At 48.3% G+C, this 24,773-nt stretch carries 21 protein-coding genes and 1 tRNA gene; 19 read left to right on the forward strand and 3 right to left on the reverse strand.

What is annotated here, in order from left to right:
- Positions 1–11 precede the first annotated feature (11 nt).
- The 16 genes from NQ502_RS14290 (at position 12) to NQ502_RS14365 (ending at position 17,102) form a co-directional block, all read left to right on the forward strand.
- The gene (locus NQ502_RS14290; RefSeq protein ID WP_044983521.1) at positions 12–1,364 is read left to right on the forward strand and encodes an MATE family efflux transporter; all 1,353 of its coding nucleotides are present in this window, start codon (positions 12–14) and stop codon (positions 1,362–1,364) included.
- A complete protein-coding gene (locus NQ502_RS14295) occupies positions 1,355–2,263 on the forward strand; it encodes a LysR family transcriptional regulator (protein ID WP_028529788.1) in 909 nt (302 codons plus the stop codon). The genes NQ502_RS14290 and NQ502_RS14295 overlap by 10 nt, the downstream gene beginning before the upstream one ends.
- A gap of 173 nt (positions 2,264–2,436) precedes the next feature.
- The gene (locus NQ502_RS14300; RefSeq protein ID WP_028529789.1) at positions 2,437–3,795 is read left to right on the forward strand and encodes a citrate/2-methylcitrate synthase; all 1,359 of its coding nucleotides are present in this window, start codon (positions 2,437–2,439) and stop codon (positions 3,793–3,795) included.
- Between the two features lie 16 nt (positions 3,796–3,811).
- Positions 3,812–4,315, forward strand: coding sequence for a YqeG family HAD IIIA-type phosphatase (locus NQ502_RS14305; RefSeq protein WP_028529790.1), 504 nt, complete (start codon positions 3,812–3,814; stop codon positions 4,313–4,315).
- 1 nt (position 4,316) lies between these two features.
- On the forward strand, positions 4,317–4,835 hold the full coding sequence (locus tag NQ502_RS14310) for a shikimate kinase (RefSeq protein ID WP_028529791.1): 519 nt from the start codon (positions 4,317–4,319) through the stop codon (positions 4,833–4,835).
- An 86-nt stretch (positions 4,836–4,921) separates the two neighbouring features.
- The gene (gene efp, locus NQ502_RS14315; RefSeq protein ID WP_028529792.1) at positions 4,922–5,479 is read left to right on the forward strand and encodes an elongation factor P; all 558 of its coding nucleotides are present in this window, start codon (positions 4,922–4,924) and stop codon (positions 5,477–5,479) included.
- Positions 5,480–5,689: 210 nt separating this feature from the next.
- Positions 5,690–6,616, forward strand: coding sequence for a DUF5688 family protein (locus tag NQ502_RS14320; protein ID WP_028529793.1), 927 nt, complete (start codon positions 5,690–5,692; stop codon positions 6,614–6,616).
- A gap of 64 nt (positions 6,617–6,680) precedes the next feature.
- Positions 6,681–6,753 (forward strand) — tRNA-Arg (locus NQ502_RS14325).
- Between the two features lie 50 nt (positions 6,754–6,803).
- Entirely contained in the window at positions 6,804–7,727 is a 924-nt protein-coding gene (locus tag NQ502_RS14330) for an SH3 domain-containing protein (protein ID WP_028529794.1), read from the forward strand.
- Between the two features lie 92 nt (positions 7,728–7,819).
- Complete coding sequence (locus tag NQ502_RS14335; RefSeq protein ID WP_028529795.1) at positions 7,820–9,850, forward strand: molybdopterin-containing oxidoreductase family protein; 2,031 nt, start codon at positions 7,820–7,822, stop codon at positions 9,848–9,850.
- A gap of 82 nt (positions 9,851–9,932) precedes the next feature.
- The gene (locus NQ502_RS14340; protein ID WP_049898383.1) at positions 9,933–10,943 is read left to right on the forward strand and encodes a M14 family metallopeptidase; all 1,011 of its coding nucleotides are present in this window, start codon (positions 9,933–9,935) and stop codon (positions 10,941–10,943) included.
- Between the two features lie 289 nt (positions 10,944–11,232).
- Positions 11,233–12,054 carry a sugar phosphate isomerase/epimerase family protein gene (locus NQ502_RS14345; protein WP_028529796.1) on the forward strand — a complete coding sequence of 274 codons (822 nt, stop codon included), beginning with the start codon at positions 11,233–11,235 and terminating at the stop codon, positions 12,052–12,054.
- Positions 12,055–12,095: 41 nt separating this feature from the next.
- Positions 12,096–13,058, forward strand: coding sequence for a 3-dehydro-scyllo-inosose hydrolase (gene iolN / locus NQ502_RS14350; protein WP_028529797.1), 963 nt, complete (start codon positions 12,096–12,098; stop codon positions 13,056–13,058).
- 81 nt (positions 13,059–13,139) lie between these two features.
- Entirely contained in the window at positions 13,140–14,195 is a 1,056-nt protein-coding gene (locus tag NQ502_RS14355; protein ID WP_028529798.1) for a zinc-dependent alcohol dehydrogenase, read from the forward strand.
- Between the two features lie 87 nt (positions 14,196–14,282).
- A complete protein-coding gene (gene iolM, locus NQ502_RS14360; RefSeq protein ID WP_028529799.1) occupies positions 14,283–15,458 on the forward strand; it encodes a scyllo-inosose 3-dehydrogenase in 1,176 nt (391 codons plus the stop codon).
- Between the two features lie 378 nt (positions 15,459–15,836).
- Positions 15,837–17,102, forward strand: coding sequence for a uroporphyrinogen decarboxylase family protein (locus NQ502_RS14365; protein WP_044983522.1), 1,266 nt, complete (start codon positions 15,837–15,839; stop codon positions 17,100–17,102).
- 84 nt (positions 17,103–17,186) lie between these two features.
- Here NQ502_RS14365 and NQ502_RS14370 read toward each other — a convergent pair whose 3' ends face one another.
- Complete coding sequence (locus NQ502_RS14370; protein WP_028529801.1) at positions 17,187–18,080, reverse strand: AraC family transcriptional regulator; 894 nt, start codon at positions 18,078–18,080, stop codon at positions 17,187–17,189.
- Between the two features lie 436 nt (positions 18,081–18,516).
- On the opposite strand from NQ502_RS14370, the gene NQ502_RS14375 reads away from it, so the two are divergent.
- The 3 genes from NQ502_RS14375 (at position 18,517) to NQ502_RS14385 (ending at position 22,225) form a co-directional block, all read left to right on the forward strand.
- Positions 18,517–19,641 carry a substrate-binding domain-containing protein gene (locus NQ502_RS14375; RefSeq protein WP_049898384.1) on the forward strand — a complete coding sequence of 375 codons (1,125 nt, stop codon included), beginning with the start codon at positions 18,517–18,519 and terminating at the stop codon, positions 19,639–19,641.
- Positions 19,642–19,745: 104 nt separating this feature from the next.
- Entirely contained in the window at positions 19,746–21,230 is a 1,485-nt protein-coding gene (locus tag NQ502_RS14380) for a sugar ABC transporter ATP-binding protein (protein WP_260046761.1), read from the forward strand.
- Between the two features lie 14 nt (positions 21,231–21,244).
- Complete coding sequence (locus NQ502_RS14385) at positions 21,245–22,225, forward strand: ABC transporter permease (RefSeq protein WP_260046564.1); 981 nt, start codon at positions 21,245–21,247, stop codon at positions 22,223–22,225.
- Between the two features lie 65 nt (positions 22,226–22,290).
- Here the strand turns inward: NQ502_RS14385 and NQ502_RS14390 are convergent, their stop codons facing one another.
- The gene (locus tag NQ502_RS14390) at positions 22,291–23,274 is read right to left on the reverse strand and encodes an ABC transporter permease (RefSeq protein WP_028530227.1); all 984 of its coding nucleotides are present in this window, start codon (positions 23,272–23,274) and stop codon (positions 22,291–22,293) included.
- A complete protein-coding gene (locus NQ502_RS14395) occupies positions 23,267–24,772 on the reverse strand; it encodes a sugar ABC transporter ATP-binding protein (protein WP_028530228.1) in 1,506 nt (501 codons plus the stop codon). Before NQ502_RS14395 ends, NQ502_RS14390 begins: the two co-directional genes overlap by 8 nt.
- Between the last annotated feature and the right edge of the window lies 1 nt (position 24,773).

The following is a 24,773-nucleotide window of genomic DNA, read 5'->3' on the forward strand; positions in this document are numbered from 1 at the left end:
GGGAGGTAACCATGAAAAATGATATCCGACAGATGACGGAAGGTAATATTGCGGGAAGCCTGGTAACGTTTGCACTCCCTGTCATGGCGACGAATCTGTTTCAGCAGCTCTATAACACAGTGGATGTTGCTGTGGTCGGCAGGTATGCGGGGACAGAGGCGCTGGCGGCAGTCGGGTCAGCAGGTCAGCTCACCGCGTTCCTGATCTATTTTTTTATCGGGCTGTCGATCGGGGCGGGCATTGTGATCTCTCACTCGATCGGAAGCAGGGACTGGGAAAAGGTAAATATACAGGTACACACGGCACTTGCACTGGCAGTGACAGCCGGAATTGCACTGACGGTCATCGGAGTCTGGGCGGCTCCGCTGCTGTTGGGGCTGCTCAATATACCGGAGACTGTCATGACGTACGCGGTGCCTTATATTCGCATATATTTCCTTGGTATGCTGCCGATGATGCTTTTTAATATGGGCAGCTCCATACTGCGCGCTGCAGGCGATTCGCGGACCGGACTGTACTGCCTGGCGGCTGGAGGGGTAGTCAATGTGATCCTGGATTTCTTATTTGTAGCCGGGTTTTCCCGGGGGGTACGAGGAGCGGCACTTGCCACGGCGGCAGCTCAGTGTGTCAGTGCGGTTCTCGTGCTGGCAAAGCTGACTGTCAGCGGGGCGCAATACCGGCTGATCCCGCGCAGGATACATCTGAACAGGGAGGAATGCATGAAGATGATCCGGGTCGGGGTACCGGCAGGTCTTCAGTCTGTACTGGTCAGCCTGTCTAATGTCATTGTGCAGAGCAGGGTGAATCTGTTTGGACTTGAAACGATGGCGGGGTTTGCCGCTTATCTGAAGCTGGAGGGTTTTTTGTATATGCCGATCGAGGCGTTTGGTCTCGCGGTGTCCAGTTTTGTGGGGCAGAACTACGGTGCCGGCAAGAGGGATCGGGTGGAAAAGGGAACAAGAATAACGCTGATTCTGAGTGTGACGGTGACAGTGGTACTCGGGGGTGTGCTTTTATATTTCGGCAGGGAGATGATCGGGATTTTTGATTCCAGCAGAGAGGTGGCTGACCATGGAATGCAGATCATGCAGATACTGATACCATTTTATTCGCTTTATGCCGTGAATCAGACACTGACAGGGACACTGAGGGGAATGGGAAACTCGGCTGCACCGATGCTGATTTCGCTCTTTACCATGTGTGGACTGCGGGTTGTGTACGTCATTGTGATGCTTCGGACTGCATCAGATCCGAGAACCATATATGTGAGCTATCCGCTCACATGGATCGTCACGACGGCAGCACTTATCATATGTTACAGACATACGAAAAAGAAGAAATGGAGTACATTCATATGCAGTTAAAACAGCTACAGTTTTTTGTGGTCAGCGTAGATATGGGTAGTTTTAAGGCGGCGGCCGATGTTCTGTATACATCGCAGCCGCATATCAGCAAGACGATCAAGGCATTGGAAGAAGAGCTTAATATGTCTTTACTGAACCGCCAGGCTACGGGCGTGGTTATGACGGAGGAGGGGCGAAAGGTTTATGAGTACGCCAACAGCATCCTGCGCAATGTCGAGATGATCGGCAATCTGCAGGAAGAGACCCGGATGGAAAAATTTTCAGTATCCGCCAATCCCAATTATAAGCTGACAAAGATTTATGCCGGTTTTTACCAGGAAAAGGAGACATTTCCGTTCAGGTTCCGGTATCTGGAAGGGACTGTTGAGGAGGTTATGCAGGACCTCCATAAGCACAGGTCGGAGATTGGTTTTGTTTTTATATCAGAACGGCAGTATTTTGCTTTTCAGGAAGTGCTTGGGCACAGGCGGCTGGAATTCCGGCTGCTGAAAAAGACAGAACCATATCTGTTTGTGGGACCGCAGCATCCGCTTTACAGAGCCCAGAGCGTCGATGAACAGCAGCTCAAAGAAATGAAACTCGTGCAGATGCGGGAGGAATTTTTCTCACTCACCAGCCATCTCGGACACCTGAAGAATGAGCTGGGAGCTTATGAAAAGCTGCCAAAGGCCGTCGTTACAGACAGCGATCATGTGCTGATGCAGTTTTTGATGAGCTCCAGGCTTGCCAATATAGGAAGTTCCCTGCTTCAGGGAAAATATGAATACAACAATATTCACGGAATTCCGATCACATCCGGGATAGACAGCATTTATTTCGGTTATATCAAGCGCAGAAGGGATGAATTAAGCCCGATAGCGGAGGAGTTTGTTGGGTATTTAAAGAATATTATACACTGAACACAGAAATATTCATGAATTTTTAAGAATTGTGAAGTTGTATCCTGAGGGTAATTGGTGATATACTATGGAGAAGGCGTCTGCCTGAAAAAGAGCCGGTGCCTGATACGTATTCAGAAAAAGAAAGAATGTGGGGGGAACTAAAAAACGGAATTAATGAAAGGGGTATGACTATGGCATTTAAATTAAAAGTAACACCTGAGATGGAAATGTTGACGGATATCTGTGTCCAGAACAGCAAAATGGATGTTTCACTGTACGGAAAGTATGATGTGAAGCGGGGGCTGAGGGATATTAACGGCAAAGGCGTATTGGCCGGCTTAACGCAGATTTCCAATATTGTTTCCTCGGAAGAAGTAGATGGAAAAATGCAGCCGTGCGACGGCAGACTGTATTACCGGGGGATTAATATTGAAGACCTGACCAATGGTTTCCTGACGGAACACCGTCAGGGTTTTGAGGAAGTTGCCTACCTTTTGCTGTTTGGCGTGTTGCCGAATGAACAGCAGCTGGCTGATTTTAATAAAATTCTCGCATCGCAGCGTTCGCTGCCGACGAACTTTGTAAGAGACGTCGTAATGAAAGCACCGAGTAAAGATATGATGAATACGCTGTCCCGCAGTGTATTGACATTGTATGCATATGACAACAACGCAGATGATATCACACTGCCGAACGTACTGCGCCAGTGTCTGACGTTGATCAGTGTATTCCCGATGCTTTCTGTCTATGGATATCATGCTTATAATCACTATATCAAAGGTAAGAGTCTGTATATTCATCATCCGTCAAGAAATCTTTCCACAGCGGAAAATATTCTGCGGATGCTGCGCCCGGATAAGCAGTATACACAGCTGGAGGCAACGATTCTGGACCTGGCACTTGTGCTCCATATGGAACACGGCGGAGGAAATAACTCAACATTTACAACGCACGTGGTCTCTTCTTCAGGAACAGATACGTATTCTGCGATTGCAGCAGCGCTCGGTTCCCTGAAAGGACCAAAACACGGCGGTGCAAATATTAAAGTCGTAAAAATGTTTGACGATATGAAGAAAAACATCAGGGACTGGGATGACGAAGAAGCCGTCGAAGATTACCTGGTGAAGCTTCTGAGAAAGGAAGCGTTTGATCAGCGCGGTCTGATCTACGGTATGGGGCATGCGGTATACTCCATTTCAGACCCGAGAGCGACGATATTTAAAAAGTTTGTGGAACAGCTGGCGAGAGAGAAGGGACGCGATAAAGATTTCCGCCTGTATTCTATGGTGGAGGAACTGGCGCCCAAGATCATCGCACGCGAGCGCCATATCTATAAAGGCGTCAGTGCAAATGTAGATTTTTACAGCGGTTTTGTATACAGCATGCTTGATCTTCCGCTGGAGCTTTATACTCCAATGTTTGCGATTGCCCGGATTGCCGGGTGGAGCGCACATCGGATGGAAGAACTGATCAACACAGACAAGATCATACGGCCGGCATATAAGAATGTGAAGGCGGATGAGCTGTACGTACCGCTGCACGAACGATAACAGGAGAGACAGCAGCATGTTTAAGCAGTTTTATCCCGATGAGTGTGTGGATTCCACTTATCAGATCGACTTTGAAAAGCTTTACCGGGACGGATACCGGGGACTGATCTTTGATATTGACAATACTCTGGTCCCGCACGGTGCACCGGCGGATGACCGTGCGGTTAAACTGTTTAGCCGTCTGAAAGAACTTGGATTTTCCAGCTGCCTGCTCTCGAATAACCAGCGGGAGCGTGTCGATTCTTTTAACAGAGAGATCGGGGCCTTTTATATTGAAGATGCACACAAGCCCTCCAGGAAGAATTATCAGAAGGCCATGCGCATGATGGGGACGGATACCAGTAATACCGTGTTTATAGGAGATCAGCTGTTTACGGATGTATATGGCGCAAAGAGGAGCGGTATACGCAATATTCTGGTAAAGCCAATACATCCCAAGGAAGAGATCCAGATTGTCTTTAAGCGGTATCTTGAAAAGATCGTCCTGTTTTTCTACAGACGTCACGGAGGAAGAGCGTGAGATGAATCATATCATTTTAATCGGGTTTATGGGAAGCGGCAAGACGAGTGTCGGCAAACAGCTCGCCAAAGTCATGCAGCTTCCGTTCGTTGACATGGACGAGCTGATCGTTCAAAAGTCCGGTATGGAAATTACAGAGATCTTTGAACGTTACGGGGAATCACATTTCCGGGAACTGGAAACAGAATGCCTGAAAGAGCTCAGCAAAGACAGAGAGCGCAAAGTGCTCTCGGTCGGAGGCGGACTTCCGGTTCAGTCCCGGAATCAGCCGTACCTTGAAAATATGGGAACGGTAATACTTCTCGAGGCTTCCGTACAGACGCTGCTGAGACGGCTGAAGTATGACAGTTCACGCCCGATGCTGAAGGGCGGAGATCTGCAGCAGAAGATCGAAACGCTGCAGGAACAGCGCAAGGCTGAGTATGAAAAGGTCAGCGATGTTCGAGTGGTAACCGACGATAAGGGATTCTCCCAGATTGTCGACGAAATCCGTAAAATCGTAGAATGCGTAAAAAATTAGTTGAAAAAAAGCCGCAGATAATATAGAATATAGCATAGTGAAGTAATGTGCGGATTTGACGCATACGATTAAGGAGGAATATCAGTATGATATCAGCAGGAGATTTTAAGAATGGTGTTACACTGGAAATAGATGGCAATATCGTTCAGATTATTGAGTTCCAGCACGTAAAACCTGGAAAAGGTGCAGCGTTTGTAAGAACGAAATTAAAAAATATCATCAGCGGCGGTGTGGTAGAAAAAACATTCCGTCCTACCGAGAAGTTCCCGGCAGCACGTATCGAACGTTCAGACATGCAGTACCTGTACAGCGACGGAGATCTGTATAATTTCATGAATATGGAGACATACGATCAGATCGCTCTGAACGCAGAAGCAATCGGCGATGCGCTGAAGTTCGTGAAAGAGAATGAGATGGTAAAGATCTGTTCCCATAACGGCAATGTATTTGCGGTTGAACCTCCGCTGTTTGTGGAGCTTGAGATCACAGAGACAGAACCGGGCTTTAAGGGAGATACCGCTCAGGGTGCAACAAAACCTGCAACAGTAGAGACTGGTGCAGTTGTATACGTTCCTCTGTTTGTGGAGCAGGGAGACAAGATTAAGATCGATACAAGAACGGGAGAGTATTTATCCCGCGTTTAATGTAACTATTTATGCGCCCGGACTTAAGTCCGGGCAGCAATTTCCAAATCTGATTTTTAAAGTATTTCTTTTTCGCACGTTCGTGCGGACATTCCAACATAGACAGGAACAACAGAAGAAAGCATGAAAACCACAGTCCGATTTTCCGTGGTCTTGTTTGCGTATCCAAAACAGGCACCACTGAAAAAATAAATAAGAAAGGGTGATTATTTGGATTACACGAGATTTAAAACAGCCATACAGACATGCGTGGAGGACCAGCTGGGAGAGGAGGCGGACATAAGACTGCAGAGGATTCCGAAAAACAACGGAGTCTATCAGGATGGCCTGGCGATTATGGGTGCCGGATCAAATCTGGAACCGGTTATTTATCTGGAACCGTACTATCAGGCGTATGAAGAGGGGAAATCCCTGAGGGAACTGGGACAGCTGCTGGTCGAGGAGTGGAGAGAGAACCGGATCGATGAGACAGGTTCCGTCGGGTGTTTTACAGATTTTCAGAAGGCATTGCCGAATATCTGTTATCAGCTTGTCAACTATGATAAGAACAGAGAAATGCTTCGTGGAATTCCACACCGAAAGATTCTGGACCTTGCGCTGATATATTATTACCGGACGGAGCAAATCTTCTGTAATTCGGCGCGGATACTGATTCGCAGCGAACACATGAAGAACTGGAAGGTGACGGATGAGATGCTGTATGAGGCAGCTGTGAAAAACACACGAAGGCATCTGCCGTTTCAGTTTATGAGCATCGGGCAGGTGATCGCCGGACTCTCGGACGATGAAGAGATCGGGAACATGGCGGATGAATGCCGGGATGATGAGGGGATGTATGTTCTGACGAATGAAGAAAAGTATCTGGGGGCGGTATGCGTCTGTTATCCGGGAGTCCTGGAGCGGATTGCCGATACATTCGGCAGAAGCTTCTTTGTGCTGCCGAGTAGTATTCATGAGTGTATTATTGTTCCTGAGACCGTGGAGGATTTTGAGGGGGATCTTCAGGAGATTGTCCGGGAGGTGAACCGCTTATATGTGTCGGAGGAGGAGTATCTGTCCGACAACGTTTATTATTACGACAGGAAAGAAAAGGTTCTTTGGCTGGGGAATTCTATTTGTGCAAAACCTCTGATTTAAAAGACTTTACAATTCCCTGTTTATATGGTACACTAGTGCAGTGTGGTATGAAATACCATGGCAGGCATCTGTAGCTCAGGGGATAGAGCAGTGGTTTCCGGTGCCACGTGCCGGGGGTTCGAATCCCTCCAGATGCGTCGGTATAGCTTAAGGCTAGTGTACCAATTGACAAAGGAGGTCAGATAAGTTGGATAATTTTAGAGAATGGCTTTCTGACAATCTCAGATATATCCTGCTTGGACTATCTATTATTCTTGTGCTGGCAGTACTGTTCCTGGGAATTAAATTTATTTCTTCCAAGGTGAGTGCTCAGGACGAGAGCAGCCAGACACAGCAGGAAAGCCAGAATGAATCTGACGAGGCCGCTGATGACAAAGAATCGGAAGGGACCGGAGACGATCCGGAACCTGCCGTAACACCGGAAGAAGAGACTCGGCTGGAGAAAGAGGCATATCCGGATGTAAACGCTGTCATTCAGACTTATTATACTGCGCTTGGAAGCAAAGATATTGCCGGAATTAAAAGCGTAGTCGACAGTCTTGATGCGACAGAGGAAGCTAAGATCACAAAGGATCAAAATATTGAGAGTTATGGTGATGTCGAGACATATACCATAAAGGGACCGGAAGAAGGTACCTATGTTGTATATGCCTGTTATTCGTATAAATTCAATGGGATTGATACGGCGGTGCCGGGACTTAGTCAGCTGTATGTATGTACCGGAGATGACGGCAGGCTATATATTGCGACACAGGAACAGAACGCCGAAACACAGGCCTATATCCAGGAGACGATGAAGGAAAGTGATGTTGAGACCTTGATATCGAAGGTTCAGGATGAATATGAGTCCGCTCTGGAAAGTGATGATTCTCTGAAAAGTTTTATCGATAGCCTGGGCATTGGAACTTCTGAAGCTGCATCGGCTGAAAATGGTTCGCTCATCACTGTCAGGAGCGACTGCAATGTGCGTGCACAGGCCAGTGAGGATGCGGAAGTGCTCGGTAAGCTGGGCGAAGGTCAGCAGGTCACAAAGACCGGCAGCCAGGGGGAATGGATTGAGATTTCCTTTGAAGACCAGACAGGTTATGTCAGAAGTGATTTATTTGAATAGGTATGAAAGAGAGCTGTTGCTGAAGACCCGCGGGGTTGGTGGCGAGAGCTCTTTTTTTCATGACAGTATGAACATTTTCAGGAGGGAATTCTATGATGCTGAAGAAAACCATTTGTCCATATGATTGTCCTGCATCCTGCGGACTGCTCGCGGAAACTGACGGAGACAGGATATACCGTATGATTGGAGACCCGGATCATCCGGCGACGCGCGGCGTAATCTGTGCGAAAGTGAGAGGATATGTGAAATCGCTTTATCACAGGGAGCGTCTTCTTCGGCCGATGAAAAGGAATGGAAGGAAAGGGAGCGGAGAATTCGTTCCGATATCCTGGGAGGAGGCGGCGGACCTCATCGCCCTGCGGTTTGGGTGTATCATTAAGAAAGAGGGTCCGCAGGCGATCCTTCCGGCTGTCTATTCCGGTGTCATGAGCGATATCCAGAGATTTTGCGGACACGCGTTTTTCAATTACATGGGGGCGTCCGAGCTGGTGATGAGTCTGTGTTCGTCGGCAAAAGGGGAGGGCTATGCACAGGTGATGGGAAAGACTCCGTCCCTTGATCCGGGGGAACTCAGAGACAGTGACTGTGTCCTCGTGTGGGGGTGTAATGCCGCAGCCACACGGATTCACAGCATGGCGGATCTTGTAAACGGTAAAAAACAGGGGAAGAAGATCATTCTGATCGACACGTACGAGAACCCGACGGCGCGGGTTGCTGACGAAGTGGTGCTGATCCGGCCTGGAACGGACGGAGCGCTTGCGCTGTCCCTGATGCAGGTGCTGGTGGAAGAAGGGCTGGCAGATATGCTGTTTCTGGAGGAGGAGACTGTGGGAGCCGGTGAACTGATCGGGACACTTGGAGATTATACGCCGGAGCGCACGGAAAAAATCACGGGGATTCCTGCCGGGCGGGTGAGAAAACTGGCAAGGGCATATGCCGCCGCACAGGCGCCGTCCGTTTTGCTGGGGAGCGGTCTTTCCAGACATCGAAACGGGGCGATGGCGGTACGGCTGATCACCATCCTTCCTGCATTTGTGGGCGCCTGGAAGTACAGAGGAGGAGGGATTTGCGGGTGCATGGTCTCGGGCGGCGAAGTGTTCCGGATGGACCTTATTCGGAGACCGGATTTTCGGGAAACGCCGGGAAGGAAGATCAATATCAATCAGCTGGCGTCTGCTCTGGCAGGGGATATTCAGGGGTCTCCGATTAAAGGGCTGTACGTATACGGTCTGAATCCGGCCAATACGGTTTCCAATCAAAAAAAACTTCTGGAGGGGCTTGCGAGAGAAGATCTGTTTACTGTCGTGCATGAACGTTTTATGACGGATACCGCCAGGTATGCGGATGTTTTGCTGCCCGCTGCATTTTCAGTGGAGCAATCGGATGTTTACCGGTCGTACGGCTATTTTACAGCGGGGTATGCAGAGAAAATCGTCGAACCTGCGGGTGAGTGTAAGAGCAATTGGGATACGTTTCGTCTGCTGGCAGGCGCCATGGGGTATCGGAATTCTTATTTTGAAAAGACTGAAGCGGAAATGGTTCAGAAAGTACTGAGAGAGGCGGGAAGTTTTCTGAGAGAGCGTCCGGCGGATGAATGGGAAAGGATACAGGGCGGAGGCAGCATCTCGTTTCCGGAGGCGGATCACCAGATATACCGCACGAAAAGCGGAAAAATAGAGATTGTAAACCGGGAAGCGGAAATTCCGGTTCCGATGTACCTGCAGGCGGAGGAGGATGGCTACCCACTGCATCTGGTATCGGGACCTTCGGTGCATACACTGAACAGCACGTTCGGGGAGCGCGCAGATCTCAGGGCGCGCAGAGGCGTAATGTCGCTTCTCGTTCACCCAGAGGACGCAGAAATGCGTAATATCAGGGATGGGGAACGTGTTTTGTGCTTTAATGACCTGGCGGAGGTGGAATTTCAGGCGGAAGTGACGGTGCGGGTAAAAAAAGGTACGGTGATAGCAGAGGGGGTATATGACATCGCTCATTCCCTCAATGGATTGACAGTCAATGCGCTGCATCATGAGCGTCTGTCGGACTGTGGAGCGGCTACAACCCTGAATGATAACACGGTGGATATCCGCCCGGCAGGAGCAGCCGTGGATATTCCAAACTGATATAGCCCTGGTGATAGAATACATGGACACAGAACCCGCATCTACTATATAATAGATGCAGTAAATAAGGGAGAGGCGGATTATGAACATGAAAGAACAACAGACGGAATACTTTGAGCTGCAGGAACTGCGTGTCAAAAGGGGAGAAAAGCAAAACGGCCGCCTGCATGTGGACGGAACCCCGTATGTACTTCATGCGACAGTGCTCTGTGGTGAGCGCCCCGGAAAGACACTGCTTTTGACGGCGGGTGTCCACAGCTGTGAATATGTAGGAATCCAGACTCTGATGGAAATGGCAGGAAAATTGGAACCTGCGCAGATCATCGGGAATGTTATCATTATTCCGGTCGTGAACAGAACCGGATTTGAGACGAGAAGACCCACAGTAGTCCCCGAGGACGAGAAGAATCTGAACCGGGCTTTTCCGGGGAATCCGGAAGGGACGGCGTCTCAGAAACTTGCCTGGTACATGGAACGGGAACTGTTTTCGAAGGCAGATTACTATGTAGATCTCCATTCCGGAGGGATATATGAGGAACTCCAGCCTTATGTATATTACGTGGGAAATTGTCCGGATGAAATTTCGATGGAGGCGCAGCGGGCTGCTGCTGCGGTAGATGTGCCGTTCATGGTCAGGTCGTCTGCATCGACGGGGGCCTATAATTATGCGGGGCTTCTGGGTGTTCCCAGCATCTTAATTGAGCGCGGAGACTCTGGACGATGGAGTGAGGAGGAGGTACGTGCAAATGTCCGGGATCTGCTTAACATCATGAGATGCTGGGGAGTCATGGATGGGGAGCCGCTGATGCCTCTGACGGAACCGTACCGGCTGGAAAATCCGGTGTACCATCAATGTTATGAATCCGGGTTTTGGTATCCGCGCGTGGAAGCCGGGCAGAGGATTCTCCGGGGACAGGTGCTCGGAGAGATTCACGGCTATCATGGAGAATTGCTGGAGACATGTGTGGCGGAACATGACGGCAATGTACTTTATCTGACGAAGACGCTGTGGGTTGATAAAAGTGTGGAAGTGGTAACGTATGCGAGAATCTGCAGCTGCTGCGGGCGTGAGCAGTGCATAAATGATAATTAATGAAGAAAACCAGGATGGCGGTTGTATATTATGTACAGCTGCCATCTTTTTGGTGCACAGCCTGCGGAAAGGAAACCACCTCCAATTGCAAGAATTATAAACTCCTCAAAAATAACGGAGAAAAGAAGTAGATTTCGATGGGTTTATCAAGCAGGATATCTGTAGTCGAAAAGCGCGTTTCATCCTATAATGTATTTAACAACAGGGGATAACACAAACGGCAGTCAGACAAAGGATGATTAAATGCTGTGTTATCTGACTTTGTAAGAATTATTAAGGAGGCAGTCAGGTGAAGAACTGGAAATATGCGATATCTTCCGCAGACGATGCACCTTCTACCGCTCCGATCCTTTTGAAGGGAAATGTGTGTGATAATCTTAAGAAAGCCGCAGAACTCGGCTATCAGGCAATTGAAGTACATACAAGACCGGATGAGGAATTTGATTACGAGGCCATCAAAAAGGCAGAAGAAACATATGGTGCCAAGGTCGGAATGATCATCACAGGGCGTCTGAACACAGAAGGAATGTGCAGTCTGATCGATGACAGACCATATGTGATGAACACCGCAGTGACAGAGATGCAGCGTTACATCGACATGGCGCAGAAGATGAAAGCAGATATCGTAATCGGATGGGTGAAGGGCAATGTTCCCGCCGGCGGAAACCGTAAAAAGTATATCGACCGCCTTGCAAGAAACTTAAGAGTGCTTGCGGCATATGCGAAAGAGCGGAACGTAAAACTGAATCTGGAAGTGATCAACCGGTATGAAGTGAACATTTTTACAACGGCCGATGAGACAATGAGATTTCTGGAAGAGTATCAGATTGATAATCTCTATGTTCACCTTGATACATTCCACATGGGAATCGATGAGTGTGACCCTGTAAAGGCGATAGAACGGTGCGCGGGACACATCGGATATTTTCATCTGGCGGATAATTCCAGAAGATATCCGGGAACGGGACAGTTTGATTTCGTGAAAATCCTGAAGGCACTGGAGACAGCAGGATACGACGGGTACCTGTCAGTGGAATGCCTGCCGTGGCCGGACGAACTGGAAGCGGCAAAACAGGCGATTGCCTATATGAAACAAGTGGAGCAAAATTAAAATTAACTATAAAACCTATCAATAAAGGAGGAAAAAGAATTATGTCTAAATGGCAAATCCCGGCAACTGGCGGCAACATGGAGGCCCCTAATGGTATTTACTACCAGAACATGACAAACAAAGAAGTGGCAGAACGCTTAAAAACAAACGATGTTATCCTGATTCCTGTTGGCTCTACAGAGAACCATGGACCATCTGCTCCTTACGGAGAAGATACATACCTTGACACACGTCTCTGTGAGCAGGTTGCAAAAGCGACTGGCTGTACAGTGGCACAGCCGATCTGGTATGGCTCTCATCCATATCATCACCTGGGACAGAAAGGTACGATCATGATTCCGGAAGAAATCCTTGCCGACTATCTGTGCTATGTATTCGCAGGATTCTGGAACACCGGTTTCCGCAAAATGATCGTTGTTAACGGACATGGACAGGATTATGTAATTCCGCTGGCTATCCATAAATTCGGTAAGAAATTCCAGGTTCCCGGCATTATCCTTTACACACACTTCTGGAATGCAGCAAAAGAGCAGCTGGATACCAAAGAAGGCGGCGGCCCATACGATACACCGTTTATCCATGCAGACGAAGTAGAACAGTCCTGGTGTCTGGGTCTGTTCCCGGAACTGATCAAGAGAGGCGAGGAAGTGGAGACCAAAGCATATCCGCTGCTGCCTCCGGGACATATCAACAACTCCGCAGAGCGCGGCGTAGGACCGATCAAATGGTACAACGCATTTGGCTCCTGTGCAATGGAATGTATCGTACAGCCGGAAGGCGTTATCGGAAATCCGAAGCTGGCTGATGCTGAAAAAGCACGTGAAGGAATTGAGAGAACATTGAACTACCTGGAAAAACTGGTGAATGATATTCTCGAAAAATATCCGGCAGGAGAGCTTCCGCCAATCGATATGATGACTCAGAGAAAGAGAGAAGACATCGAAGCCGTTATCAAAGGCCCGAACGAGCCAGGCGGACGTCATATCTATACACTGACATACTAATTGGAATCATATGGCCTGGACAGCTCGGGCTGTCCGGCCGAACATATAAATAATGAAAGTTAAAAATGGAGGATTAGAATTATGAAATGTAAACAGGCGTTTATGTATGGACCGCATGACCTTAGAATCGAAGAAGTTGAGCTTCCGCCGCTTCGCGATGACCAGATACTGATTAAACTTGTTGCCTGCGGCATCTGCCAGTCTGACGTAGAGTGCTTCGAAGGCGAGTCTGCAGAAGGACGTTATGACCTTGGTCCTTATACTCCAGGTCACGAGTGGGTAGGAAGAGCTGTTGAACTTGGTAAAAGTGTAACTTCTGTAAAGATCGGCGATAAAGTTGTCGGTGACTGTGTAATCCCATGCCATCAGTGTGCAAACTGTAAAGATGGAAAAATGTCATCAGCATGCCTGAATATGCGCGAGGTTGGTTTCCGTCCGGACTCTCCTGGAGGATTCGGCGAATACATGATTCTTGAAGAAGCTTATACTCATGTTATTCCGGAAGACTGGTCAAACGAAGTTGGTATCTTTGTAGAGAACTTCAACGTTGGTTACTGGGGCGTTTGGGGCAACGGATGTAATCCGGATGCTTCCGATACATGTGTTATCATCGGCGGAGGCCCGATCGGCTGTTCTGCATCCATGGTATGTGCAACATCAGGAGCTACCGTAATCGTTGTTGATCCGGTAGAATCCAGAAGAGAAAATGCAATGAAATATGGCGCAACTTATACGGTTGATCCGACTGCAGGAGATGTTGAGCAGATGATCAAAGACCTCACAAACGGCCGCGGAGCAGACGTAGTGATCGAGTGCTCAGGAAATGACATCGGTATTGCTTCTCTGTTTGATATCGCCGGACACAGCGCAAGAGTTGGTGTGGTTGGACACTCCATCGGAAGAAAAGTACCGGTTGAGATCGGTAAGACAATCTGGAAAACTCTGCATATCGCGGGCAGCGGCGGAACAACAAACTGGTTCCCGAGAACGATCCGCTTCATGTCCAAGATTAAAGATAAATATGATTTTGAAGAGCTTGTATCTCATTACTACAAATTCGAGGATCTTGCCGAAGCTATGGAAATGGCAAGAAACAAAGCTGTCGCTCGTAAGGTTATGTTAACCTTCGATGAATAAATCCTACTACCTTTTACCTTTTGCCGGGCACCCCGAAAGGGATGTCCGGCATAAAATCCAATAAGAAAAACGTAAAGGAGCAAGAATATGAGAGCGTTTTATGTAGAAGCAGATTTTCAGCCCAAGGAAGGCTATCGTTTATCAGAGCGTGAATCCAGCACAGGCCGTGCACTTCGCGGAAATCAGATCTGGAAAGATATCCGTGGCTCTGTAACAGATCGTCCGGAACCTGTCTGCGGCGAGAACCAGGTAAAGATTAAAGTCGGTGCAGCAGGAATCTGCGGTACAGATGCACATCTTCTGAGAAAAGATGATATGGGATATTCCATGTATGACGGACATTCCAAATATCCGATCATTACAGGACACGAGTTCGCCGGTGAGATCGTGGAAGTGGGCAAAAATGTTAAGAAACTGAAAGTCGGCGATCTGGTTTCTGTTGAATCCATGCACTGGTGCGGTGAGTGTGATGCATGCCGCCGCGGTATGTTCAATCAGTGTAAAGAGCTGGAAGAGCCGGGACTTACATATGATGGCGGATTTGCTGAGTATGCAACCGTACATGCAAAATACTGCTATAAATTAAATGATATTATGAATTACTATGGCGGCGATAAGATGACGGCATTTGAGCTGGGCGCTATGATCGAGCCGACAGGTGTTGCCTATAATGGTCTGTTTGTGCGCGGCGGCGGTATCCGTCCGGGCGGACACGTTGTAGTATTTGGTGCTGGTCCGATCGGACTTTCGGCGATTTCTCTGATGAAGACTGCCGGAGCAGCGAAACTGATCGCATTTGAAAGCATTCCTGAGCGTGTAGAACTGGCTAAGGCATGTGGAGCAGACTATGTCTTTGATCCGACATCCTTCAAGAGCGCAGAGGACCAGGCGGAAATGCTGATGGATCTCACAAACGGAGCGGGTGTCTCCATGTTTGCTGAGTGCGCAGGCGCTACTAAATTTACGTATCCTGTTATGGCAAAATCTCTGGCAATCGGCGGTAAGACTGTACAGATTGGTCACACGGTAGGTTTGACACCGGTAGATATCTACGGATGGCAGTGGAATGCAGCGAGCATCTCCGGATCCAACGGACAGTCCGGACAGGGCATCTACCCGGATGTTATCGCACTGATGGCATCAGGACGCATTGATATGCGTAAAATGGTAACAGGACGCTTTAACCTGGAAGACATTGAAGAAGGCATGAAGATCACTGCAGGTAAAGTTCTGGTATCAACAGAGTATCCAAGACTGAAATAAAATAATTGACGAAATATTCTATCCTTATCCTTAAATCCTTAAAATAAGATGTAAAAGAAGCGTTCCTGCGAAGCTGGTCTTCAGGGGCGCTTCTTTTCTGTATAAAGCGAATGACGGGACAAATGATGCGGAGCGTCACAAAGAGTACAGAAAATGAAAAAAACAATGGGAAAAGAACAGAAAGGCCGCAAAGGAATGAGGCGTTTTTGAGCGCGCTTCATAATGTACATAAAATCAAAAAAGTGCAAAGGTATTTACGAAAATCAAGGAAATACAAAGCAGAATATCCATAGCAAAAACATGATTCCCGGGATATAATACGGTTGTATCGATGCTTAAGGACGAAACGAAAAAATATAAGAGCAAAGAGGGAATATTATGACATCAAAAGAAAGAGTAAGAACGTCATTCGCGCATAAACAGCCGGACAAAATGGCGATGGATTTTGGGGGAATGGGTTGTTCCACAACTCATGTGACAAATGTAAAAAAACTGAGGGAATATTACGGGCTGGAAAAACGTCCGGTCAAAGTATTTGATATTTTCGGCATGACCGGAGCGATGGATGAAGATCTGAAAACAGCCATCGGAACCGATGTAGAGCAGATCACACCGTTTAATGCAAGCTTTGGGCTGCGGACGGACGGGGACTGGAAAGAGTGGGAATACATGGGCGTTGACCTGTTGGTTCCTAAGGAATGCCAGATCACCGATGACGGCAAAGGCGGTTATTTTATCTATCCGCAGGGCGATACGAGTGTTTCGCCGAGCGGCCATATGCCTGCGGGAGGATTCTATTTTGACAATGTAGAGCGTCAGCAGCCGATCGATGAGGACGATATGAACTTCATGGATAACTGTGAAGAATACTGTGACGTGACAGAGGATAACCTGAATTATCTGAGAAAAGTTGCGGAAGAATATAAGAACGGTAAGAGCGAACGTGCAGTTGTCTTTGATCCGGGCGGAGCGGCTCTGGGCGATGCTGCTTTTATCGCGGGGCCCCAGCTGAAACATCCGAAAGGAATCCGTACGGTATCCGACTGGTACATGGCGCCGATTCTCTATCCGGATTACGTGCATGAAGTATTTGAATACCAGACGGACATGATGATTAAGAACTGGACGAAGATGTATGATATTCTGGGCGATGTCGTAGATATTGCCTATATATGCGGAACGGATTTTGGAAATCAGCTTTCACTGATGTGTTCACTGGATACATTCGAGGAGTTCTATAAACCGTATTACTCGAAGATGAATCAATGGGTACATGAGCATGCAAAATGGCATACTCTGAAACACTCCTGCGGAGCTATCTTTGATGTGATTCCAAAACTGATCGAAAGCGGATTTGATTCTGTGAATCCGGTGCAGTGTTCCGCGGCAGGAATGGATCCCAGGCGCCTGAAAGATACATACGGTGATCAAATGGTATTCTGGGGTGGCTGCGTGGATACACAGAAAGTACTGCCGTTTGGAACTGTTCAGGAAGTCAAAGACCAGGTAAAACAGCGCTGTGAAATTTTCTCCAAAAACGGAGGTTATATCTGCGCTTCCATTCATATCATCCAGTGCAACGTACCACTGGAAAACATCGTTGGCATGATTGATGCAATTCATGAATTCAACGGTGATAAATAAGCTTCTCTTAATTTCCTATACCTTAAAAGCAAAAGGGCCTCATGGATTCCATGAGGTTCTTTTGCGCTGTGGTCTGCGGGGACCTTAATATTCATCTTCCTCTTCATCGGGATCGGGCAGAATGTTTCGCTTACGGTAAGCCAGCGGAGATAGTCCGACATATTTTTTGAACTGCACATTAAAATGACTTAAATTATCAAAACCCACTTCGGAGGCGATTTCCGTAATCGATTTCTTTGTGAATACCAGCAGCAGCTGTGCTTCGCCGATACGTCTCCTCACGATATAGTGCATGGGAGAATACCCCAGCTTCCGCTTGAACAGATGTGAGAGATAGGACTGGCTGATGAAGAACTGTTCGCTGATTTTGGGCAGTGACAGGTCCTCGGCAAAATTATCATCGATGTATTTTTTAATATCATGGAGCAGTGCTGAACTGTTTTTTCTGGGCGTAACGGGACTTGGTATGCCATATTCCCCAAATGAATGCAGTACAAGTGAAAGCAGCGCCTGCGTCAGATAAATGCAGGTCTCCTGTTTCTCCTCTGTTCCGAAAGCCAGGGACTCAAAAATTGACTGAAACATGGCGTCCATCAGTACGAATTCTTTTCCAACTTTTAAAACGGGTTTCACGGTATCAGGAATCAGATGGTTCTTTGGAAGGCCTTTGATGTATACATCATCGATGGCGATGGCGATCATGGACAACTGCCGGTTGTATTCCGGCACTTCGTCGTGGAGCGATCCTTCATTGCAGACGACGATATTGCCTGCTTTTATCTCGAATTTCTCATCGTCAACGATGTAATAGCCGGATCCTGTACGGACTAACAGAAGCTCCAGGCGGTCATTGTGGCTGTGCAGTACACGTGCGTACTGGCTGGAGGCGCGGGTAATGTTGCTGGCAGTTAAAAGCCTTGGTGTCGTTCCCTCCGCGAACGATACAGGAACAGAATCTTTTGCAAAACTGAGTATCATGGTAAACGCTCCTTTTTCTATGTTGTGTTTTCCTCCAGCTTCTATTATATAGCATCAAATTTATAAAATCCATAAATCAGAGTAAAAAAGTGCAGAAAAATAAAACCAGTGATAGAGAAAGGCGGCAGTGCGGCAAAAATAAAAATGATACAGTGCAGAAAACCAAAAGTCCTGTGGCTGATGACAGTGAAAAATGGTGTAAAACGCATAAATACCGTGAAACTGCACAAAATATAAGAAGATTATGGTGCAAAATTCGTTAAAATAAAGAAAGCAGAAAATCAAAAAAAGTAAAAGTAACGATAAAAAAAACGCAAAATTAACAACAGATTAACAAAAGCCATAAAACAGGGAATGCGTTATAATAATACCAGTATCGATACAGAAATTGTGCAAAACCAAAAAAATTGAAAATCCAGTTTTGGGAGGACAAAACATGAGAAAGAGAGTATTAGCAACCTTATTGGCGGCAGGCATGGTAATGGGCAGCCTGGCAGGATGTGGAGGTTCTGACGGAGAGAGTAAGGACAGCGGAAGTAAGGAAGCAGAAACAACAGAAGAGGCAGAGGCAAAAGACGACGCAGCAACTGATGGTGAAGATGCAGCTTCCGGAGATATGGCAGAAGTTCTTGGAGACATCACAATGGTCATCGCTAACAGAGATGAGTTCCTTTCCGAGATGGAATCAGGTGCTATTAAGGCAGCTGAGGCACTGGGAGTAAAGATGACGACTGTTGATGCACAGAATGACCAGAGTAAACTTCTTCAGTTTGTTGAGACGGCAAAGAATAATGATCAGAAAGTCATCATTGTTAACCCGGTTGACGCAGCAGCGGATGCATGCCAGCAGATCGTTGATGCAGCAGGCGACATGAAAGTGGTATTTGTTAACAGACCGCCAGATGACATTGACGCTGGAAGTAAAGTTCTGAATGAGAACGTAGTATATGTAGGATCCAACGAAATGACTTCCGGTTATTTCCAGGGTGAGGCACTCGCTAAATACTTTAAAGAGCAGGGTAAGACAGACATCAAATATATCCTGATCCAGGGTACTCTGGGACAGGTTGCTACGACAAACCGTACAACCTCTCTGCTGAAAGCTTTTGAAGACAACGGTATTAACGCAGAAGAAGCAACAGCACCTCTTGTAGCTGACTGGGATCGTGCGACAGCACAGGATATGATCACACCGCTGCTGACAACCATCGAGTATGACTGTATCGTAGGTAACTGTGATGCGCTGTCTCTTGGAGCTGTTGAGGCTATGAAATCACAGGGCCTTGATCCATCTTCTGTTCCGATCGTCGGCATCGACGCTACGACAGACGGACGTCAGGCTATCCATGACGGCGACATGTACATGACAGTGTTCCAGAATGCAGCAGGACAGGGATACGGAGCTATGAAAGCGGCCGCAAACCTTGTACAGGGAAAACCTGCTAATGAAGGAACAGAGTGGGAACTGGATGAGACAGGAAGCATCGTATGGATTCCATTTGAGCCGGTTAATATCGACAATGTAGACGAATATGACAATTACACTCTGAATATCGAATGATAATTGTTGGCATTGATACGGGTGTCGGCCGCTGGTCGGCACCCATTGTCGTAAAATAAGAGATATGAGAGGTGAATGGTTTGAGTGAAACATACGTTCTGGAGATGCATGATATTGTAAAAGAATTTCCTGGAGTAAGGGCATTGAAGGGCGTTCAGTTAAAAGTACGCCCCGGAACCGTACATACGCTGATGGGTGAGAATGGTGCCGGAAAATCCACATTGATGAAATGCCTGATCGGTATTCATCCCGCAACCTCGGGAAAAATCATCTATAAAGGAAAAGAAGTCAGCTTTAAGAGTACACAGGAAGCACTGGATGCGGGAATTTCGATGATCCATCAGGAGCTCTCCCCGGTATATGAACGCTCCGTGTGTGACAACGTATGGCTGGGAAGGGAACCGAAGAAAGGGATCCTGACCGACCACAAGAAGATGTATGATGACTGCGTGGAACTGTTTCAGCGCATGGGGCTGGACATAGACCCGCATGAGAAGATGAAAGACCTGACCGTCGCAAAAATGCAGATGGTCGAGATTGTAAAGGCGGTGTCCTATGATTCGTCGATCGTAATCATGGATGAGCCGACCTCCGCCCTGACGGAGTCAGAGGTTGAGGACCTGTTTAAGATTATTGCAGATTTGAAAGAAAAAGGCGTAGCCATTGTTTATATTTCGCATAAGATGGACGAGATCTTCCGGATCAGTGATGACATCACGGTATACCGGGACGGCGAGTACATCGCGACGGACCGCGCGGAGAACCTGACGCAGGACAAGCTGATCCAGCTGATGGTAGGGCGCGAGATCACGGATATGTTCCCGAAGACGGAATGCCCGATCGGGGAAGTGGTGCTGAAGGTGGAGGACCTGTGCGCAGGGCGGCTGGTGCAGCACGTGTCGTTTGAGCTGAGGAAGGGAGAGATCCTGGGATTCGCAGGGCTTGTGGGAGCAGGCCGGACGGAGACGATGGAGACGATCTTCGGGATGCGGCACAAGACGTCCGGGAAGATCATCAAGGACGGGAAAGAGCTGGAGATCAAAAGCCCGAAGGATGCGATCGAGAACCACATCAGCCTGCTGACGGAAGACCGGCGCGGGAACGGGATCGTGGGGCTGTTGAGCGTGCGTGAGAACATGGTGATGGCAAACCTGAACCTGAAGGCGTACGGGATGCCGCTGAATGCGAAGAAGATGCGTGAGGACGCGCAGACGTACATAGATAAGATCCGGGTGAAGACCCCGACAATGGAAACCCCTATCCAGAACCTGTCCGGAGGGAACCAGCAGAAGGTGCTGGTCGGAAGATGGCTGCTGACCAACCCGGACGTGCTGATCGTGGACGAGCCGACGCGAGGAATCGACGTCGGGGCGAAGTCCGAGATCCATGCCCTGCTGTCGGAACTGGCAGGCCAGGGGAAAGCGATCATCGTGGTATCATCGGAGATGCCGGAAGTCATGGGAGTGGCGGACCGCATGGTGGTGATGCACGAAGGGCATGTGAGCGGAATCCTGGACCGTTCGGAATTCTCACAGGAATTGATCATGAAATATGCGACTTCCCATGAAGTGGAAGCCAAAGCGAATTAGAAGGGGGCAACCAAATGAACGCGAAAACAAAGAAACGCTTATCTGATAATATGATCTGGATCGTGCTGATCGTCCTGGTCATCCTTGTAAGTATCATCAACCCGAAATTCTTAACGATCGCCAACCTGCGGACCCTGCTGACGGGCGAGTCCATCAAGGGAATCATGGCCTTCGGTGTGGCATTTGCGATCCTGACGCGGGGGATTGACCTGTCGATCGGTGCATCCGCGGCGCTGATCGCGTGTGTGACCGGTGCACTGGTACAGCCGGTGGACCTGGCGACAAAGGCGCTGGCAAACTTCGGCGTGCAGGTACCGGCGATTGTGGCAATCCTGCTCGGCATGGTGATGGGTATCGCCATCGGGGCGATCCAGGGTGCGCTGATCGCATACACGAAGATGCCGGCATTCATCGCGACACTGGGCGGCCAGCTGATCTGCCGTGCGGCAGCGAAGATCTTCACGACGCGCCCGGTATCGAACCTGTCAGACGGCTACCGCTGGCTGGGAAGCGGCAAGATTGGCCCGATCCCGATCATCATCGTGGTATTTTTGATTGTCTTCGGAATCGCAGCCTTTATCCTGGGGCAGACCCGTTTCGGAAAGAGCTTATATGCGATCGGAGGAAATGACCAGGCAGCGCGTGTGGCTGGTATCAACGTAGAGAGAAACCTGGTGCTGACATACGTATGGTGCGGCGCCTGTGCAGCCCTCGGCGGAATCCTGCTGGCAGGCCGTGCGGGATCTGCGGACCCTGCAAACTCCGGTTTGAACTACGAGCTGGATGCGATCGCGGCGGCAACCGTCGGCGGGACATCCCATACGGGAGGTATCTGCCGCGTGACAGGAGTCCTCTGCGGTATCCTGATCCTGGGTGTCATCAACAACGGCCTGGTACTGATCGGCGTGAATGATAACTTCAGTAATATCATCAAGGGCCTGATCATCGTCGGAGCCGTAGCGATGGATATGAGAAAGAACGCAAGAAAAGCGTGACAATGCAGGATTTCGTACATAAGGAGCTTGAGGGTCCCCTCAAGCTCCTTTTTTGTGGCGTATCATTAAGCATCTGCCTGCACCTTTGCTCTTATTTTCATTCTGGACTTGATATCTGCGTTACCACGGACTACGTCAACGAATACTGCGGCTATGATCACGATACCGATGACAATGTACTGTACATCCGTCTGTGCACCCATCAGGTTTAAGCCGTTTCTGATAATGGCGATGAGTAATGCACCGATCAGAGTTCCGCTTACGGTTCCCTTGCCGCCGCTGAAGGATGCGCCGCCGATGACGCAGGAGGCAATCGCGTCCATATCAAAGGTCTCGCCCGCAAGAGGCGTTGCACTTCCGACGCGTCCCATCATGATAATTCCGGCAACTGCACACATTAATCCGGACATAACGTAGACGAAATTCAGTGTGTGCGGTACGTTGATGCCTGCCAGCCTTGAGGCTTCCTTATTGCCGCCGACAGAATATATGTTCCGTCCCAGGGCGGTTTTGGATAAGAAAATACCGACGATTGCGAAGATTACGATGACAACCACGAAACAGACGGGGAATACACCGATGTTAGCGGAACCGATAAATGTGACAGAATCCGGGAAACCTCCGATCGGAGCTGCAGCTGTGATCAGCAGCGCCAAACCACGGAATACCTGTCTGGAACCCATTGTTGATACGAACGGATGCGGCAGTTTCAGTTTGGTAAAAATAAAACCATTGATCTCACCGCAGAGTGCGCCTGTCAGCAGACAGGAAAGAATCAAAATAAAAGGATTGGTAATACCATTTTTCAGCAATACGCCCATGACACAGGATGATAAGGCCACCATCGGGCCTACGGAAATATCAATTCCTCCGGTTAACAGTACCAGCAGCATACCCAGGGATACCATTGCGTTAATGGAGGCCTGCCTGAGAATGTTCATCAGGTTATTGATTGTCAAAAAAGTGGATGAGATGATTGCCAAAACAATTGACAGTAATACAGCTGCGATAAGCGGTCCCATAAAGGACGGCATTTTTTTCTTAGTCATCTAGTTTTCCTCCCCATGCCAGTTTCATAATGTCTTCCTGATTGAAATGATCATCCGTTGCTGACAATTCTCCTCTGACTTTTCCTTCTCTCATGATAATGATACGGTCGCACATTCCAAGGACTTCCTGGAGGTCGGATGATACCATAATCACACATTTGCCTGCTGTGAGGAGTTCATTCATCAGGTTGTAAACTTCAATTTTTGCGCCGACGTCAATGCCTCTGGTCGGTTCGTCAAAGATATAGATGTCAGCATCCTGATTCATCCATTTTCCGATGACGACTTTCTGTTGGTTTCCTCCTGATAGCTCGCCGGCATTTTTTTGGATTGACGGGGTTGCGATTTTCAATTTTGCAACACAGGCATCTGCCTGCTTATTTACTTTTGAAAAATCAATAAACATACCTTTGCGTATTTTTTTGAGATTTACCAAAGACAGGTTCCTTGCGATGGATTCAGTCAGGACCAGACCCTCCTGCTTTCGGTCTTCTGTCAGGAAAGCGATTCCCTTTCTGATGGCATCCTGCGGCGATTTGATGACCGCCTTGCTGCCGTTGATTTTTATTTCCCCGGAGTCCGGTACGGTAGAACCAAAGATCCCATGCATTAGCTCTGTCCTGCCTGCTCCGACCAGACCGGAAAAGCCGAGGATTTCACTGCGCTTTGCCTGGAAACTGACGTTGTAGTACTGTCCTATTTTAGTGAGTTCTGATACCTCCAGAGCCGCTTCGCCGGGATTGTGCTCGAGTCGGGGATACAGATTCTCCAGGGTACGTCCTACCATATCGGCGATCAGGGAATCCTTTGTCATATCTTTGGACGGTTTTGTTGAGATGTGTTTTCCGTCACGCATTACGGTGACAATGTCACAGATCTCAAATATTTCTTCTAACTTATGTGAGATAAATAAAACGGCAATATTTTTCTCTTTTAAAATGCGGACAGCTTTGAATAATTCCTCAGATTCCCGCTCTCCCAGACTGGAGGTGGGTTCGTCCAGGATAATGACCCGGGCATCCTGAAGGATCGCCCGTCCGATTTCCACCATCTGCTGCTGCCCCATACCGAGTCTGCCGCAGATTTCACCCGCTGAGATTTTCTGTCCCATGGATGCCATGACTTCTTCGGTTTTTTTGTTCATATAGGCATAATCCAGGAAACCTGATTTGTTTTTTACATGACTCCCCAGAAACAGGTTGTCGACGATGGGCAGTTCTTTGACGATATTCAGTTCCTGATACACGCAGGCGATTCCTTTTGCCTTGGATTCTGCGGGTCCGTGAAACACCGTTTTCTTACCGTCTACAAAAATGTCCCCCTGCTCCGGAATATTTACACCGGTGATGGTTTTGATCAAAGTGGATTTACCGGCCCCATTTTCTCCTATCAGGCCATGAACTTCCCCTTTTCTTAACTGAAGTGACATATCATCCAGAGCTACGACGCCGGGGAATTCCTTTCGGATGTGTTTTAATTCAACTACGACGTTGTCCAAT

This window comes from Ruminococcus gauvreauii (genome assembly GCF_025151995.1).
GTDB lineage: Bacteria > Bacillota > Clostridia > Lachnospirales > Lachnospiraceae > Ruminococcus_G > Ruminococcus_G gauvreauii.